The 15,164-nt window shown below is 57.5% G+C and carries 12 protein-coding genes; 2 read left to right on the top strand and 10 right to left on the bottom strand.

The annotated features are described in order from the left end of the window. Positions 1 to 14: 14 nt before the first annotated feature. Positions 15 to 680, bottom strand: coding sequence for a CerR family C-terminal domain-containing protein (locus tag P3B99_000360; protein ID WYJ07582.1), 666 nt, complete (start codon positions 678 to 680; stop codon positions 15 to 17). Between the two features lie 137 nt (positions 681 to 817). Between P3B99_000360 and typA the strand changes: the two genes are divergently transcribed. Together typA and P3B99_000350 are read left to right on the top strand one after the other, a co-directional pair. After that, complete coding sequence (gene typA / locus P3B99_000355) at positions 818 to 2,656, top strand: translational GTPase TypA (GenBank protein ID WYJ07581.1); 1,839 nt, start codon at positions 818 to 820, stop codon at positions 2,654 to 2,656. Positions 2,657 to 2,824: 168 nt separating this feature from the next. Further along, positions 2,825 to 3,901 (top strand): aldose epimerase family protein, encoded by a 1,077-nt coding sequence (locus P3B99_000350; GenBank protein WYJ07580.1) that lies wholly within the window; start codon positions 2,825 to 2,827, stop codon positions 3,899 to 3,901. A gap of 91 nt (positions 3,902 to 3,992) precedes the next feature. On the opposite strand, the gene P3B99_000345 is transcribed toward P3B99_000350, so the two are convergent. The 9 genes from P3B99_000345 to P3B99_000305 all read right to left on the bottom strand — a co-directional run bounded on the left by P3B99_000345 (position 3,993) and on the right by P3B99_000305 (position 14,687). Further along, positions 3,993 to 5,249, bottom strand: coding sequence for an MFS transporter (locus P3B99_000345; GenBank protein WYJ07579.1), 1,257 nt, complete (start codon positions 5,247 to 5,249; stop codon positions 3,993 to 3,995). A 70-nt stretch (positions 5,250 to 5,319) separates the two neighbouring features. Next, positions 5,320 to 6,147, bottom strand: coding sequence for a class II fructose-bisphosphate aldolase (locus P3B99_000340; protein ID WYJ07578.1), 828 nt, complete (start codon positions 6,145 to 6,147; stop codon positions 5,320 to 5,322). Positions 6,148 to 6,151: 4 nt separating this feature from the next. After that, on the bottom strand, positions 6,152 to 7,234 hold the full coding sequence (locus P3B99_000335; GenBank protein WYJ07577.1) for a hypothetical protein: 1,083 nt from the start codon (positions 7,232 to 7,234) through the stop codon (positions 6,152 to 6,154). 19 nt (positions 7,235 to 7,253) lie between these two features. Beyond that, positions 7,254 to 8,699 (bottom strand): FAD-binding oxidoreductase, encoded by a 1,446-nt coding sequence (locus tag P3B99_000330; GenBank protein ID WYJ07576.1) that lies wholly within the window; start codon positions 8,697 to 8,699, stop codon positions 7,254 to 7,256. A 17-nt stretch (positions 8,700 to 8,716) separates the two neighbouring features. Further along, complete coding sequence (gene xylB, locus P3B99_000325) at positions 8,717 to 10,240, bottom strand: xylulokinase (GenBank protein WYJ07575.1); 1,524 nt, start codon at positions 10,238 to 10,240, stop codon at positions 8,717 to 8,719. Then, positions 10,240 to 11,046, bottom strand: coding sequence for a 5-deoxy-glucuronate isomerase (gene iolB / locus P3B99_000320; protein WYJ07574.1), 807 nt, complete (start codon positions 11,044 to 11,046; stop codon positions 10,240 to 10,242). The genes xylB and iolB overlap by 1 nt, the downstream gene beginning before the upstream one ends. 29 nt (positions 11,047 to 11,075) lie before the next feature. After that, entirely contained in the window at positions 11,076 to 12,434 is a 1,359-nt protein-coding gene (locus tag P3B99_000315; protein WYJ07573.1) for a hypothetical protein, read from the bottom strand. An 18-nt stretch (positions 12,435 to 12,452) separates the two neighbouring features. Next, positions 12,453 to 13,358, bottom strand: coding sequence for a PfkB family carbohydrate kinase (locus P3B99_000310; GenBank protein ID WYJ07572.1), 906 nt, complete (start codon positions 13,356 to 13,358; stop codon positions 12,453 to 12,455). Between the two features lie 279 nt (positions 13,359 to 13,637). Beyond that, complete coding sequence (locus P3B99_000305) at positions 13,638 to 14,687, bottom strand: LacI family DNA-binding transcriptional regulator (GenBank protein WYJ07571.1); 1,050 nt, start codon at positions 14,685 to 14,687, stop codon at positions 13,638 to 13,640. Positions 14,688 to 15,164 lie beyond the last annotated feature (477 nt).

The following is a 15,164-nucleotide window of genomic DNA, read 5'->3' as shown; positions in this document are numbered from 1 at the left end:
TCCTTTTTTTAAATTTATTTCAGCGTTTTTGAAAGCACTTTCGAGAGCGCGGAATCGAGCAATTCAAGCTCGGCGTCTCCGAAATTTTTCCACGAGTGTAGTTTAAGAATCGCGCCGCTTTTCGACGAATACGAGCGCACGTTGGACCACAATGCCTGCGCGAAAACTACCCCCACATCGCGGGCGAGCCGCCCCTTTGAGGCAACCTGCAAAAGCCGCGAGAGGAAGTCTACGGGCTTGCGGAAAATGGAGTCGTAAACGCGCCGAAAAGACTCGGAGGGCGACGCCGTTTCGCGCGCCATTATCAGGCAGAACGCGGGAACTATGTCCACCTCCGAAAATTTGCGGATTGTGCCGATGAGAAATTCGCGTGCGAGGTTCGTGGCGGCGGCGGAGTCGTTTTTTTCGAAAACCGCCTCTCCCCTGTCGTAAAAGGGCTTCACCGAGTCTTCAAAATAGTCGGAAACGCCCTCCACAACCGCATTGTACAGAGCCTTTTTGCCGCCGAAATGGTAGCTGATTGCCGCGACGTTCGCGCCCGATTTTTTTGCGATTTCCCTAATCCTCGCGCCGTCGAGCGAGCGCATGGCAAACTCCTCTATCGCGGCGCGGGCTATGCGCACTTTCGGGTCGGACATGTCGCCCGACGCCACTTTTTGTATCAGACCGCATTCAATCATATGTTTCAATCAAATGTTTGAATCGGCGGCTTTGTCAAATTTTTTTTCGCTTTTTTTGCGGCGGGCGCGGCGGAGGGCAAACGCGCATAATTCTTGACTATACTCTTGAATGGTACTTGGATATGCGCCAATTCAATATGCATTCAAAATTCCGCAACCTTGCAATCATCGCGCACGTAGACCACGGCAAAACGACTCTCGTAGACCGTCTGCTGAGCGCGGGTGGCGCATACCGCAAAAACCAAACCGTCACCGAACGCGCCATGGATTCCATGGATCTCGAACGCGAAAAGGGCATTACAATCAAGGCGAAAAACACCTCCATCGAATGGCGCGGCTATACCGTGAACATCGTGGACACCCCCGGGCACGCCGACTTCGGCGGCGAGGTCGAGCGCGTCATGAAAATGGTCGACGGCGTTTTGCTTGTGGTGGACGCTTTCGAGGGCCCGCAGGCGCAGACGCGCTTCGTGCTCAAAAAGGCACTCGCAGAGGGCTTGAAGCCGATTATCGTGATAAACAAAATCGACCGTCCGAACGCCAACCCGCACGCCACGCTCGAAAAGGTGCTCGAACTCTTCTTGGAGCTTGGCGCGACGGAGGAACAGTTCGACGCCCCCGTGCTCTACGGCTCGGCAAAAGACGGCTATTTTGCCGACTCACCCGACGCGCCGCGCGCAGACTGCGCCCCGCTTCTCGATAAAATCGTCGAGTACATTCCCGCGCCGAAAGTGGACGACGAAAAAGACTTCCGCATGCTCATTTCCAACATCGACTGGGACAACTACGTCGGCAGGGTCGCAATCGGAAAAATTACATCGGGCAGCGTCAAAAAGGGCGACACCGTCTGGCTCATGAAAGGCGACGGCTCGAAGTTTTCGGGAAAGGTTTTGCGCTGTTTCGAATACTCAAAGCTCGGCACGGAAGACTCGGCGGTCGGGGTTGCGGGCAATATCGTGGGCGTCGCGGCGTTCGAAAACGTGGACATCGGCGAAACGCTCTGCGGGCGCGAGGACATGCAGCCCCTGCCCTTCGTGGCAATCGACCCGCCGACGGTCTCGATGGAAATTTCAATCAACGACGGCCCGCTCGCGGGGCAGGACGGCAAAAATGTAACGTCGAGAGTCGTCGGCGAACGCCTCAAACGCGAAATGCGCACGAACATTTCCATCAAGGTTGAGGACACCGACAGGGCGGGCGTCTTCAACATCTTCGCGCGGGGAGCCATGCAGATTGCGGTTCTTGTCGAAACGATGCGCCGCGAAAACTACGAGGTCTGCGTGTCGCGCCCGAAAGTGCTCATGCACCGCGACGCCGACGGCAAGCTGCTAGAACCTTTCGAAACCGTATACGTCGAAGCTCCCGAAGACAACACGGGCGCAATCATGAAAATGCTCGCCGCCCGCAAGGCGCAAATCGAGGAAATGGAAACCTCCGAAATAAGCAAGCGCACGCGCATTACCGCGCGAATGCCAACGCGCGGGCTTATCGGCTTCGAGCTTGAACTGATGAACACGACGTCGGGGCACGGAGTGTTCTCGCACCTCTTCCGCGAATACGCGCCCTACTGCGGAGAGTTCGCCACAAACCCGTCGGGCAGGCTGGTTTCAATCGAAAACGGCGTATCGACGCGCTTTGCGCTGCTGATTCTCGAAGAGCGCGGACGCCTGTTCGTCGAGCCGCAGGAGCAAATCTACGCGGGGCAGATTGTGGGCTACGAGCCGAAGGGAATCGAAATGCTCGTAAACCCCTGCCGCGAAAAGCACCTGACGAATATCAGAATGTCATACAAAGAGCAGACGGTAGTGCTCACCCCCGCCGAAAAATTCTCGCTCGAACGCGCAATCGAGTTCATCGAGGCGGACGAACTTGTAGAGGCAACGCCGCACAATATCAGAATGCGCAAGAGGATTCTCGACGCGAACGCCCGCAACCGCGCGGCGCACCGCGAAATGAAAAACCTTGAAAATTCGTAAAAACTGACAAATCCGCGCATTTTAAATCAAAAAAATCCCGACGCGCCCCGTCGGGATTTTTTTTTGCGGTCTGCCCTTCGCAGCGAACGGAAAACGCGGCGCGGAAAATTCGGCGGAGACGGCGTTTTCGGCTCGACTTCCGCGCGCGAAACGCGTTTAATTTTAGGCGTGAAAAAGTTGCTCTCCGCTATCGAAAAATCCGACTTCGAATCGACGGTAGATTCGAAAAAAACGTCGCTTTACACACTCAAAAACAAAAACGGCACGGAAGTGTCCATAACGAACTTCGGCGGAAGAATCGTCGAGCTGTTCGCGCGGGACAGGCGCGGCGGTTTTGCCGACGTCGTTCTCGGGCACAAAACGCTCGGCGAATATGTGAATTTCAAGGCGGCACGGTTTTTCGGCGCGGCGGTCGGACGCTTCGCAAACAGAATCGCAAACGGCGAATTTGAGCTTAACGGCAAAACATACCTGCTCGAAAAAAACAACGGCTCGAACGCCCTCCACGGCGGCTCGCGCGGCTTCGACATGCGGGTTTGGGACGTGCTCGACGCCGACGAAGGGAAAATCGACATGCGCCTTGTATCTCCCGACGGCGACGCGGGCTACCCCGCGACTCTGACCGTCGACATGCGCTACGAACTCGGCGACGACGACGCGCTGAAAATTTCCTACCGCGCCGAAAGCGACGCCGACACAATCGTAAACCTCACCAACCACTCGTTCTTCAATCTGCACGGCGAGGGAATCGGCGACACCTCCGACCACATTCTGCAAATTTTCGCCGACAGATACACCCCCGTGAACGAAAACCTCGTACCGACGGGCGAGCTTGCCGGCGTGCGCGGCACTCCTTTCGATTTCCGCAATCCCGCGCGTATCGGCGAACGAATCGGCGACGAAAACGAGCAGCTCAAACGCGGCTGCGGCTACGACCACAACTGGGTTCTGAACGCTGGCGCATCGGGCAAGGCGGAGCTTGCGGCGGCGCTGTACGACCCGCAGTCGGGACGCGAGCTGCAAGTGTTCACCGACCAGCCGGGGCTGCAATTTTTTGCGGGCGGAACGTTCGCCTCGCGCGAAAACGGCAAGAACGGGCTTCCCTACGCGCGTTTTGCGGGAATCGCCCTCGAAACGCAAAACTTCCCCGACGCGCCGAACAAGCCGAATTTTCCGTCGCCCGTCCTCCGCGCGGGCGGCGAATACAGGCACGCCTGCGTTTACAAATTCGGAGTGCGCGAATAAAACCGCGCAACGCGCCGCAATCGAACCCGCAAAAAAAAGACCCGACGCTCCGCAAGGGAACGTCGGGCGTTTTTCACCAACACTATCCCGCCTAACCTTCGTAGTCGCGGCGGAAGAAAAATTTTCTTGCGGCAAAAATCATCGCGGCGTTTACAAAATAGAGCAGCGCAAGCGAGGAAATCCCCGCGGTCAGCCCCAAGTGGTCGCGCATGAAGCCGAGCACCGTTGACGCCGTCGAGCCAATCACAAAGCCCACGCAGAGCATGATTCCCATCGCCGACGCCCTGTACTGCGGAACGATGACGTCGAGGAACGACGCAAAAATGCCCGCGTCGCAAACGCCCTTGAACACGCCGAAAAGGAAGAGAGCCAGAATGCATATCGGCAGCCCCGACGCGTTCGCCATCAGGTATATGAACGGCGCGGCGAAGAAGTAGCCCGCGATGTCGGCGTCGAAACGCGCCGTGTGGATTTTCCGCATAACGAGCCTGTCGATAACCCTGCTGCCTATCATTACGCCGAGGAACGCGCCCGCGTAGTGCCAAATCACGGCGTTGAACGCCGCCTCGCCGATTGACATTCCGTAGGTCTCGAAGAGGTATGTCGGCATCCACGTTTTGAAGCCTATGTCCACGTAGACCATGAAGCCGAACGCGAGCGAAAGTATTAGCGCGGACGGCTTGCGAACCATCATCAGCGACGCCTCCTTGAAGGATTTAGCGATTTCCACGCGCGAGACCGTCGGCGGCGTCGGGCGCGAATAGCGCATCGTGAACGCAAGAATCAACGCCCAGACTATGCCGATTCCGCCGAAGAGCAGAAACGGCAACTGCCAGCCCGAAAAGCCCGCCACGGGTTTTAGCATTCCCAAATAGCCCGCCACGCAGCTGCAAATCACGACGCCCAAATACTGTGCGGTTTGGTGTATCGAAAACGCCGTCGAGCGGCGTTCGCTGTGAAGCTGCCCCATCAGCGACGACGCGGGCGGGAAGTAGAAGCTCTGCCCCATTCCGTTCAGCAGGCCGTATGTGATAAGAAGAATGCCGATTGAGCTTGCGAACGACGAAAAGAATATCCCCAAACTGAACAGCCCCACCCCGATTACGATTACCCATTTGCGCCTGAAAATGTCGCTTGCGATTCCCGCCAGCGGCACGCAGATTCCGTAGGTGAAAGTGAAGACCGTCGCCACAAGCCCGATGTGCACGGAATCTACGCCGAAGTCCGACTGTATCTGCGGAATTACGGCGTTGTAAATCTGCCGCGTGCCCTGCTGCAAAAAGTACGCCACCCATAGAAGTCCGAGCAGAACCCATTTGTAAATCTCGTTGCTTTTTTCCCTGTTCATAATAACGCCGTGGTTTGAGTTTCGAAAAAAATCGGGGCGTCCGCAGTCGCGGACGGACGCCCCGCATGCCCTATTTTCCCGCGAAGAAGCGAATCAGCCGCGAAACGTGTGCGGCGCAGTCGTCGACTACGGGGTCCATGAACAGGTCGATTGGCCTGAATTTTCCGTCGAGCAAATCGAGCTGTTTTTTTACCGATTTCAGGAAAGTGTCCATGTACTCGGTTGCGATGTTGATTTTGGAAACGCCGTTTTCGATGAGTGCGCGGACGTCCTGCGGGGGAGTTCCCGAACCGCCGTGGAGCACGAGCGGAACTTCGGGAAGGGCGTCGGCGATTTCGCGGCAACGCCCGACCTCGATTTTAGGCTCTGCGGTGTAGAAGCCGTGGACGGTGCCGACCGACACCGCGAGGGCGTCCACCTTTGTGGCGTCGTAGAATTTCACGGCGTCCTCAACGGTCGTAATCGCGCTTTCGTCGCCCATGGCGACGTGCCCTATTTCGCCCTCGCAGCTCGCGCCGACGGCGTGCGCGTAGTCGGCGGAGTATTTCGTGAGAGCGGCGTTTTCGTCGAACGGAAGCTTCGAGCCGTCGAACATCACCGACGAGAATCCCGCCGCGAGGGCGTCGCGAACCTGCGATGCCTCCGCGCCGTGGTCGAGGTGGACGGCGACGGGCTGCGAGCACCTGTGCGCCATGCGCAGCAGCGTTCCCGCCAAGTCCGCGCCTTTTTCGGAGCGGAACAGACGCTGGAACACCTGAATTATCACGGGCGACTTTTCTCCCTCGGCGGCTCTGATAACGCCGAGCGCGCACTCGTAGTTCGCCACATTGAACGCCCCGACGGCGCGCTTTTGGCGGCGCGCTTCGGGCAGAATTTCCCTTAACGATACAAGCGGCATGGCATTACAGGCATTGCGCCGCGAGTTCCGCAAGCGTGAGAACTTTCAGCTTGGTGTACTTGGCAAGTTGGCTTTTCGTGTACGGACTTGCGACGGCAATCACGTCGTTCTTGACGTCGTCGGCTTTCGACTCGACATACTTCGCCATTTTGCGGACAAGCTTCGGGCGGATTATGTTGAGCACAACCGCGCCCTCGCCGCATGTGTACGACTCTTCGTTGTTCGTGCCGAACATGAAGTCTATCGGCGTTTCCTGAATGTCGGTGGTGAATTCCTGCGGGCTTTTCGCCTTGATTTTCGCGAGGAGCGCGCGGGGGAATTTGAGGTTGTCGTTGTAGTTTTTGAGGTAGTCGCTTTCGAGGTAGTAGAGCGCGCCGGCCTTTTTTGCGTACTTGATTTTCGCTGTCGCCGCAAATTCGGAGACGTGCATTACTTTCGCCGAAAGTTTAAGTCCGCATTCAGTCGTGTCGTTTACAAGAGCGTCGTAGACATAGGGGCTTGACACCACTATTTTCTTCGCGCCCGACGCGTTCAGGGCTTCGACGAATTCGGCAAGCTTCTTATTTGCGTCTTCGGCATATCCCAAAACTTTGAGCGCCTTGCCGCAATTGCCTTCGCTTGCCGTGGCGAACTTAACGCCCGCGGCTTTTGCGAGTTTTTCGAACGCCGCCGATTCCGTCGCAAGAGCTGCGGTGTCGGAATCGACGTAGTAGAGCAGCTCCGCCTTGCCCGAAATTTTCGGGGCGGCGGGGGTTGCCGCAAGCTTCTTTGCAAGCTTTGCGACCTCCGCAGGCGCAAGACCGGCCTCCACGATGTCGCGGCGGGCGGCGAGCACTATGCCGTTTTCGTCCCACTTGTTGACGCAGTGGAAGCGGCACGCCGCCGACATGTCGGACGAGTAAATCGTGTCGATGAAGTCGGGGTTGGCGAGCTTCGAGTTGTCGAGCATTGCGCCCCAAACCATGGAGCTTCGGATTCTGGGAGTGTCGGCCTCGCGGAAGCTCACGTTTGCCACGCCCGAAAGGTGGCGGCACATGAAGCAGAAACGGCACTTTTTTACGTCTTCTACAAAATTGTCAATATTCATGTTAAAATATCCTTCCTTATTAGAGTCCCATTTTCCCTGGGTTCATAATGTGGTTGGGGTCGAGCGTGTTCTTGATTCCTTCGAGAATCGGGAAGCTGTTTTTGTACAGGTCTTTCATGTACCTGCCGAGCTTCAAGCCCACGCCGTGGTGTTCGTTGATTACGCCGCCGTTTTCGATTGCCGCGCGGATTGCGGCGTCCCAAACGGCGTTGTAGAGAGCCGCCGCCTCGCGGGGATCCTGCGGAACGTCCTTGCCCTCGAAAATGAAGCGGGCGTAGAGCATGCAGCCCCACTCGTACCAGTGCGAGAAGTGCCCGATGAAACGCGCCTTCGGGAACTTTTCGTTGACCACTTTTTTCATCGCCCAATAGACCTTTTCGATGTGGGCGAAGTCGGCGACCGTGTCGAGCGTGCCGAACGCCTGCGGCAGGTGGAACATGTAGCCTGGGTAGAAGAATTTGTACTTGTTCTTCCACCAGAGGTCTCCGCCCTTGCTGCCGAGGTCGGTACCCTTGTACTTGCCCTCCATGATTTCGCGGGCGTGCTTCATCTGCAATTCGACGATGTCCTTGTTGCCGTCGAAACCGAAGACCAGATACGCGCCCGAGCCGATGTCGATTCCGAACACTTTTTTGACGTGCGTGAGGGTTTCGGTTTCGTCGTAGAGGCGCACGGCGCAGGGGCGCAGGCGGCTGCGCATGAGGTCTGCGCCCGCGCTCATGGCGGTGTGGAAGTCCTTGAAGAGATACGCGCGGAACTGGCGTTCTTCGGGCTTGGGGTGGATTTTCAGGCAGACTTTCGTGATTACTCCAAGCGTGCCCTCGCTGCCGAGGAACATCATCGTAAGGTCGGGACCCGACGCGTGGCGCGGCACGGGAAGCGTGTTGATAATTTCGCCAGTCGGCGTCACGACTTCGAGGCTCATAACCATGTCTTCTATTTTACCCCACTTTGTGGAGAGGACGCCCGTACCCCTGTGCGCGAGGAATCCGCCGATTGTAGCGCACGCGATTGAGGCTGGAAGGTGCATTGTCGAATAGCCCTTTTTGTTGACCGCCCATTCGAGCTGGCGCATGATGATGCCGGTTTCCGCGGTAACAGTCAGCGACTCCTCGTCGATTGCCAAAACCCTGTTCATGCGTTTCGTGTCGAGGACGATTCCGCCCGCGACGGGCAACGCGCCGCCCTGCGAGCCCGAACCGCCGCCCCATGTAACGACGGGAATTTTATACTGGTTGGCGATTTTCATGACTTTCGCCACTTCCTCCGCGCTTCCGGGGTGGACGACGAAATCGGGCTTCGGAGTTGGGAGTCCGCGGTCGTGCCACATTTCGGGAATCCAGTAGTAGTCAATGGAGTGCCCGAACTTGTCGGAATCTCCCGTGCTGACGAAATCCGCGCCGACGGCGTCGGCGAGTTCCGTTCTAATCATTTCGAACATATAGCTGTCTTTTGATACGAACATTTCTGTTTTTCTCCTTTTTATTTTTGGAAATTTGAATTGTAGACGGGCGCGAGGGCGTCGTGCACCGCCTTGTATTTTTCGAAAAGCGCCGCGTACTTTGCCGCGCGCGCGGGGTCGGGTTTTACGGTCCTGTCGATTTTAAGGCACTTGGCGACCGCCGACTTCGCGTCGGCGAAGAATCCCGCGCCGACGCCCGCAAGCAGCGCCGCGCCGAACGACGCGTCCCCAGGGGACGGCACCGCGACTTCGACATTGAAAACGTCAGCGACTATTTCGCTCCACAACGCGCTCCGCGCCCCGCCGCCGATGAGAAATATGCGCCCGACAGGAAGCCCCATTTCGGCGATTACCCCGTAGCAGTCTTTGAGCGAAAACGCCACGCCTTCGAGAAGCGCGCGGATAAAATCGCCCTTTGTGGACGAAATCGAAACTCCCGTGAAGCTCGCCCGCAAGTTTGCGTCCCAATACGGCGAACGCTCGCCCTGCAAGTAGGGATGGAACATTACGCCGTTTGCGCCTACGGGAGACTCCGCCGCGGCGGCGTCCATCATCGCGAAAACGCGCCCGCCCGACTTTTCCGCCTCGATTTTTTCAAGCCCGCAGAACGCGTCCCTAAACCAGCGTTGGCAGAGCGCGGCGGCGTTTGTCGCCGACACAGTGTACCACATGCCCTCAACGACGTGCGAGTATGTGAGCGTGGTTTTGAACGGGTGCGGTTCGGCGGTCATGACGTTCACGTTGCCCGCGGTGGCGAGCTTTACGATGCAGTCGCCTACTTCTACCGCACCCGCGCCGTAGTCTTCCACGGCGGAATCGCTCGTGCCGCAGACTACGAGAGCGCCCTCGGGAAGCCCCGTGTCGGCTGCCGCCTTTGCGCCGACGCGCCCGACGGCGTCGGTGGGCTTGACGAGCTTCGGCAGGGCGTCGAAATCAAGCCCCGAAAGCTCCACAAGCTCCCTGCTCCACGACATGGTTTTCATGTCGAAAAACAGCGTGCCCTGCGCCTCGATGTAGTCGCTTACGGCGACTCCCGTGAGCAGGTAGCGAACGTAGTCTTTCACGAAGAGCACGCGCTTTGTCTTTTTTAGAATTTCAGGCTCGTTGTTTTTAAGCCACATCATTTGCGGCAGCGTCCACGTCGGGCTGGGCGACTGGTATGCGGTTTTTAAAATCGTCTCGCCGTACTTTTCGCGCAACAGGGCGCACTCGGCGACGCTGCGCTGGTCGGTCCACATGATTGTCTTGCGGATTGGCTTGTAGCCGGCGTCCATGAGAACCGCGTTGTGGGTCGAGCCGTCGAACGCGAGCGCGCGCACTTTCGACAAATCGACACCCTTCGCCGCAACCGCGCGGATTGCCCCGCGCATCGCCGCATACCAATCGTCGGGGTTCTGCTCCGACCAGCCCGCATGCGCGTACTCGGTTGCGTATTCGACCGACGCGTCGCCCAGCAAACGCCCGTCCGCCGCCGACAACGCCGAGACCTTGCAGCCTCCCGTGCCGAAATCGACGCCGAGCAAGATGTCGCGAACTCCGTCCATTATTTTCCGACAACCCATTTGTGTTCGGGGTCGAGCGACGAAATCAAACCGCGGTTGTTTTTGCCCGCCATCGTCCAAAGGTAGTACATGGAGTACCCAGGCGCGCCGCACAGCGGGTGGAATCCCTCCGCGATTGCGACGGTGTCGTAGTTCTTGACGGTGTAGGTTTCGTCGATTCGCCCGTCGGGCGTGTAAATCTTCTGGATTCCGAAGCCCTGCGCGGGATCGAACATGTAGAAGTAGGTTTCCTCCATGTCGATTTCGTCGGGCGGATTGTCGATGTCGTGGCGGTGCGGCGGATAGCCCGACCAGTTGCCCGACGGTATCATGCCCTCGCCGATATAGAAGTGCTCCGACTCGAATTTTTCGTCCAAAATGACGGTCGCGCGGCGCGTGAAGTTTTCGCGGCCAAGCTCGAACGAGCACGTCATGTCGGGCGTGATGAGAGTAGGCTTTGCGGTGTCGCGCGAGGCGGGAGACGCGTTGTAGGCAATCTCGATGTCGGTTGTCGCGGTAAGCTCGTACTTCGTGTTGCGCGGCAGGTAGAGCGTGTGCGGCGCGCCGTCGAAGGGATTTTTGCGTCCGCCGACCTCCGCGAATTCGAAGCCGTCGCCCTTCGCCGAGCACTTGCCGCCGAGCACCACCAGCGCGACTTCAAAGCCGCCCGTGTCGCCCCTGTACGATGTTCCCGCCGCGAGCTTTATCAGCCCGAACGACGTGAGGTTCATGCCGTATTCGCCTACGTCAAAGATTTTATTGTAGCCCTGTTTGGGCGCAAGATTGATAAGGTATTTTCCCTTGCTCATAATGTATTTTTAGTTTAAATTAACCGAATTTATTGAACAAGAACGGGCTCGATGTCCATTATGCGGCAGTATTCCAGAAGCTCCTTGGAGATGTCGCCGTACGCCATCGAGAAGTGGTGCTCGAAGCCCTGATTGAACACGACGTCGCGGATTTTTTCGCAACCCGCGTCGAATTTGACTTTGAGCGGATTTCCGCGCACAAACAGGTCGGTATCAAGCCCCGTGCCCGTTGCGATGAACATTCTGAAACGGCTGCCGTCGCGCGTTTCGCCCAGACGCGCAAGCGTTATGCGCCCCGCTTTGAGCGGGAACTCGTGCGTGACGCCGCACTTTACGACGGTAGAGCTGTTTGTGAGTTTGCTCTTGAAGCCCTCCTTGCGCAGAGAGCACGGAGCCGCGCCGCAGTGCCAGAGAACGGCGTGGTCGCCCTCGCAGACAATCATGTCGCAGAAGAACGGGTCCTGCCCCGAAAGCTCCTTTTCCAAGCGCAGCATGACGGCGGCGTAGACGTCGCCCTCGCAGACGGTGAGAAGCCCGTGGTTGTTGAGGTGTCCGATTGTCGAGCATGCGGTGATTCCGTAGAGGTCTTCCGAAATGACTTCGGGCCAGCAGCGGAGCGTGAAATTGTCCACAAGGAATTTTTCCTTCATTTCGGCAATGGCGGCAAAAAGCGCGGCGGACTTGCGGACGTCGCCAGCCGACGCGGTCGGCGCGCAGCAAGTGTCCGACTCTATTATTTTCAGAGCCTCAACCACGCGCTCTTCGGGCATGTTCTTTGCGGCGTTTACGACTTCGAGCATGGTGATGTATTTCACTTCCGGCCCGATTTTGTCGCGCAAAAGCATTTCCGAACAGCACGACGTGTAGAAGCCGGGGACGCGCCCGCCGATTACCCCGATTCGCATTTTGGAAACAGTGTCGGCCGCGCGCGCAATCCTTACCGCGCGTTCCAATCCCTTTTGCGCCTCGGCCGAGTCTATCGCGCCGTGGACGTGGAAATACGGAACGTGGAAACGCCAGAGGAAGTGCGCGTTCATGTTTGTCGCGCAGAACGAATTTGCCTGCAAGCGTCCGCCCGCGGGGTCGGGTTCGGGTATCGACCAGAGGATTACGGGCGTTTTCAGATTTTTCGCAAAGCGCGGAACAATCACGCCGAGCGCAAACGTGGCGTAAAACGCTACAATGATGTCGGGACGCTCCCTTTCGAAAATTTCGTATTCGCGCATCGCCTTCGGCTCGACGTCTATCATAGCCTCTCCGCCGACGACTTCGACATCGGGAATGGCTTGGAGCATTTCGCGAGCCTTTGCGCGCTGCGCTTCCATTACGTCGTTTGTCCAGTTCGCCTTCGTGAGGGGAAGAAACCCTATTTTAAACTTCTTTTTCATAATTACGCTCCTGTTTTGTTATTTGTTGTTTTCCAAAAATTCGTCAACCTGCGCCCTCGTGGGGATTCCCGCCCTGCCGCCGAGTTTCAGGCATTTGAGGCTCGACACCGCCGCGCCGAACCGCTGGCACTCGTACAAATCGCGCGTTTCAAGGTAGCGCACGGCGAAGCCCGTGTGGAAGACGTCGCCGCAACCCGTGGTATCGACGGGCTTGATGTGGTTGAACGTTGGGCACTTTATGAACCCGCCGTCCGCGTAGACCATCGAGCCTTCCGCGCCCATCGTGCAACCCACGACTTTCGCCCCGTATTCGGCGAGGACTTTGAGGGCGTCCTCCAAATTTTCGCGCTTTGTCCAGCCCCGCGCAAACGCCTCGGAGGCTATCAAAATGTCGGCGTACGGAAGAAGCTCGGCGACGCCGTCGCGCATTGTGCCCGCGTCGAAATTCACAAGCACGCCGCACTCCCGCGCTTTCTTTGCGGCGGCAAGCGCGCCGACGGGGTTGTGCCCGTCTATGTGCAGAATCTTCGCCTTTGCGACGAGGTCGAGCGAAACGTCGGACGCTTCCAATTCGGGGGCGTCGCCGCGCTCCCACGCAACGCTGCGCTTGCCCGTGGGCTGGTCAATCCAGCAGTAGGCGACGGCGGAGGTTTTGCCGCGTCGGACGACCATCGCCTCTGTGGAGACTTTTTCCGACTCGAAGTCGGATAGAATGCGTTTTCCCGCGTCGTCGTCGCCGACAACCCCGATGAAGCCCGCGCTCATGCCCAATCGCGCGGCGGCGACCGTCGAGGTTGCGGCGGGGCCTCCGCCCTGAATTGTGTGGGTTATGATTTTCACCTTCGAGTCGAAGGGGATTTCTGGCAGGAGGGAAAGGTCGTCGTTGCTGCAAAAGCCGAGTCCCACAAAGTCGCATTGTTTCATAATTATCGCCGTGTTTGAATGTTGTGCCGAAGCGTTTTCGGGACGCCCGCATCTTAGGCTAAAAACCGGTTTTCCGCAATCCATATTTGTGGTATGCCCGCGCAAAAGTGGTATTTCCGCCGACGGCGTTCGCCCCCGTCAACAGAAACCGAATATTTCGAAAGCCCCGCGGACTTCAACCAAAATTTAGAACGTTTTTACTGTACAGTTGAGTAAAAGCCGCTATGCATTGCACCGAGCCTCCCGCCCGGCGCGGCGCGCGTGCCGCGGAAGCGCGCGCTACATCTTCTGCTCCAAGTCAGACGAAGAGCCTATCCACGTCGGCGGGACGAGCGTCAGGAGATTTGACGCCTCGCCGCCGCGCGCGGGATTGCGGTTTAGCATGTCGCAAAGACGCCTGAGGGCGACGCGCCCGACGAGGTCGTTGTTCTGTTCCATGCCCGTCCATTCTGGAACGTAGCCGCGCCGCTCCAGCTGGATAAGCGGTATGCACCCGCCGTTTCTGGGCTTGTCGGCGATAATTTCCCGGGTGGAGTCGAGCAGGTACAAAACGACGTCGGGCTTGCGCTTGTCGAGCCACGAATAGAGTTTGTCTACATAGCCCGAAAGCGTGTCGGAATATGTGAACGGCGCGATTCTGTCGGCCGCGGGCAGGTCGAACTGCGCGCGCAGAAAGCCGCCGACAAACCGCCCGCCGACGATTTCGTCGATGTGCTTTTCTATCACGAGCGCGGGGCGTTTGTAGCCGAGTTCCACCGCCTTTTTTGTCGCCCCGTAGGCGACGGCATACTGGTCGGCGGAAACCATTTCGAGGGTCGGATTGAATGTCTGAATGCCGACGGAAATGAAATAGAAGTCGCGCCAAACAGACTCGTACTCGGCGGGAAAAACGTTGTCGGCGGAGTGCCCGATTATCACGCCGCCGCGTATGCCGCGCGAACGGAAAGTCTTTGCGAGAATTTCGGCATTCAGGCGCGGGTCGTGAAGCCAAAATTCATTTATGCTGTACCCAAGACGCTTTGCCTCCTCCTTGATTCCGACGTAGTACTTGGGAAGCGTCGGGTGGTTGGTGAGGGCATACTCGTCAATGTTGCCGTTGATGAGGGCAACAGACTCGGCAAACGCGCCGAAGGCGTTCTTCTTCATGCTCGACATCATCGAGGAAACAAGCTCATTGCGGACATAACCCATGGAACGCGCCGCTTTCGCGACCCTGTCGCGCGTACGCTTGGATACCATGGGCGAATCCTTCAAAGCCAGCGAAACCGCGCTCTTGGATATCTTCAACTTCTTAGCAATGTCCGCAAGTGTCGTCTTTTTACTTTCCATACACACCGAAAACTCAAACACCCCACATAGATAATTGCAACCCTATATAAACCACTTTGCACGGAAAAAATAAAAAACGGAAACCCCAAAATCTTGGAATCTCCGCTAAACAATTACTAAACTTTTCTCCCAAAGCCCGCTAAAAATCTTCGTGCGCCAGCACTGTAATTTTAGGGGTGTCAAAATGCCCCTATAAGAGTGGCTTTGCGAGTGGCTCAGGGTGCGTGGCGTACTTATGTACGCGAGCAGTCTGAGACACTCGCGAAACGCTCTTAGAGGGGCGTTTTCACGCCCCGTGTAATTTTAGGCGCGTTAGAGTGCCGTTCAGGCGGTGGCTTTCACGCGCTTGCGGGATGCGTGGCGTACGCGGATTTCCACAAATATTAGCCAGCTGACGAAACGCCCTACTACACTTTTATCAAAAAACAACCTAAAAATCTTCGTGCGCCAGCACTCACTATTTAGGCGCGTCAAAGT

It is taken from the genome of Opitutia bacterium KCR 482 (assembly GCA_029269845.2).
Classification (GTDB): domain Bacteria; phylum Verrucomicrobiota; class Verrucomicrobiia; order Opitutales; family Intestinicryptomonadaceae; genus Merdousia.
Note: the sequence above shows the minus strand (reverse complement) of the source record. Positions and strands in the feature narration are given on the sequence as shown.

What these genes read in the sequence shown, in the direction of transcription:
- typA (WYJ07581.1), top strand. Translation starts at nt 818, where the DNA reads ATGCATTCAAAATTCCGCAACCTTGCAATCATCGCGCACGTAGACCAC.
- P3B99_000330 (WYJ07576.1), bottom strand. Translation starts at nt 8,699, where the DNA reads ATGTTCGTATCAAAAGACAGCTATATGTTCGAAATGATTAGAACGGAA.
- P3B99_000345 (WYJ07579.1), bottom strand. Translation starts at nt 5,249, where the DNA reads ATGAACAGGGAAAAAAGCAACGAGATTTACAAATGGGTTCTGCTCGGA.
- xylB (WYJ07575.1), bottom strand. Translation starts at nt 10,240, where the DNA reads ATGGACGGAGTTCGCGACATCTTGCTCGGCGTCGATTTCGGCACGGGA.
- iolB (WYJ07574.1), bottom strand. Translation starts at nt 11,046, where the DNA reads ATGAGCAAGGGAAAATACCTTATCAATCTTGCGCCCAAACAGGGCTAC.
- P3B99_000305 (WYJ07571.1), bottom strand. Translation starts at nt 14,687, where the DNA reads ATGGAAAGTAAAAAGACGACACTTGCGGACATTGCTAAGAAGTTGAAG.
- P3B99_000335 (WYJ07577.1), bottom strand. Translation starts at nt 7,234, where the DNA reads ATGAATATTGACAATTTTGTAGAAGACGTAAAAAAGTGCCGTTTCTGC.
- P3B99_000360 (WYJ07582.1), bottom strand. Translation starts at nt 680, where the DNA reads ATGATTGAATGCGGTCTGATACAAAAAGTGGCGTCGGGCGACATGTCC.
- P3B99_000315 (WYJ07573.1), bottom strand. Translation starts at nt 12,434, where the DNA reads ATGAAAAAGAAGTTTAAAATAGGGTTTCTTCCCCTCACGAAGGCGAAC.
- P3B99_000340 (WYJ07578.1), bottom strand. Translation starts at nt 6,147, where the DNA reads ATGCCGCTTGTATCGTTAAGGGAAATTCTGCCCGAAGCGCGCCGCCAA.
- P3B99_000310 (WYJ07572.1), bottom strand. Translation starts at nt 13,358, where the DNA reads ATGAAACAATGCGACTTTGTGGGACTCGGCTTTTGCAGCAACGACGAC.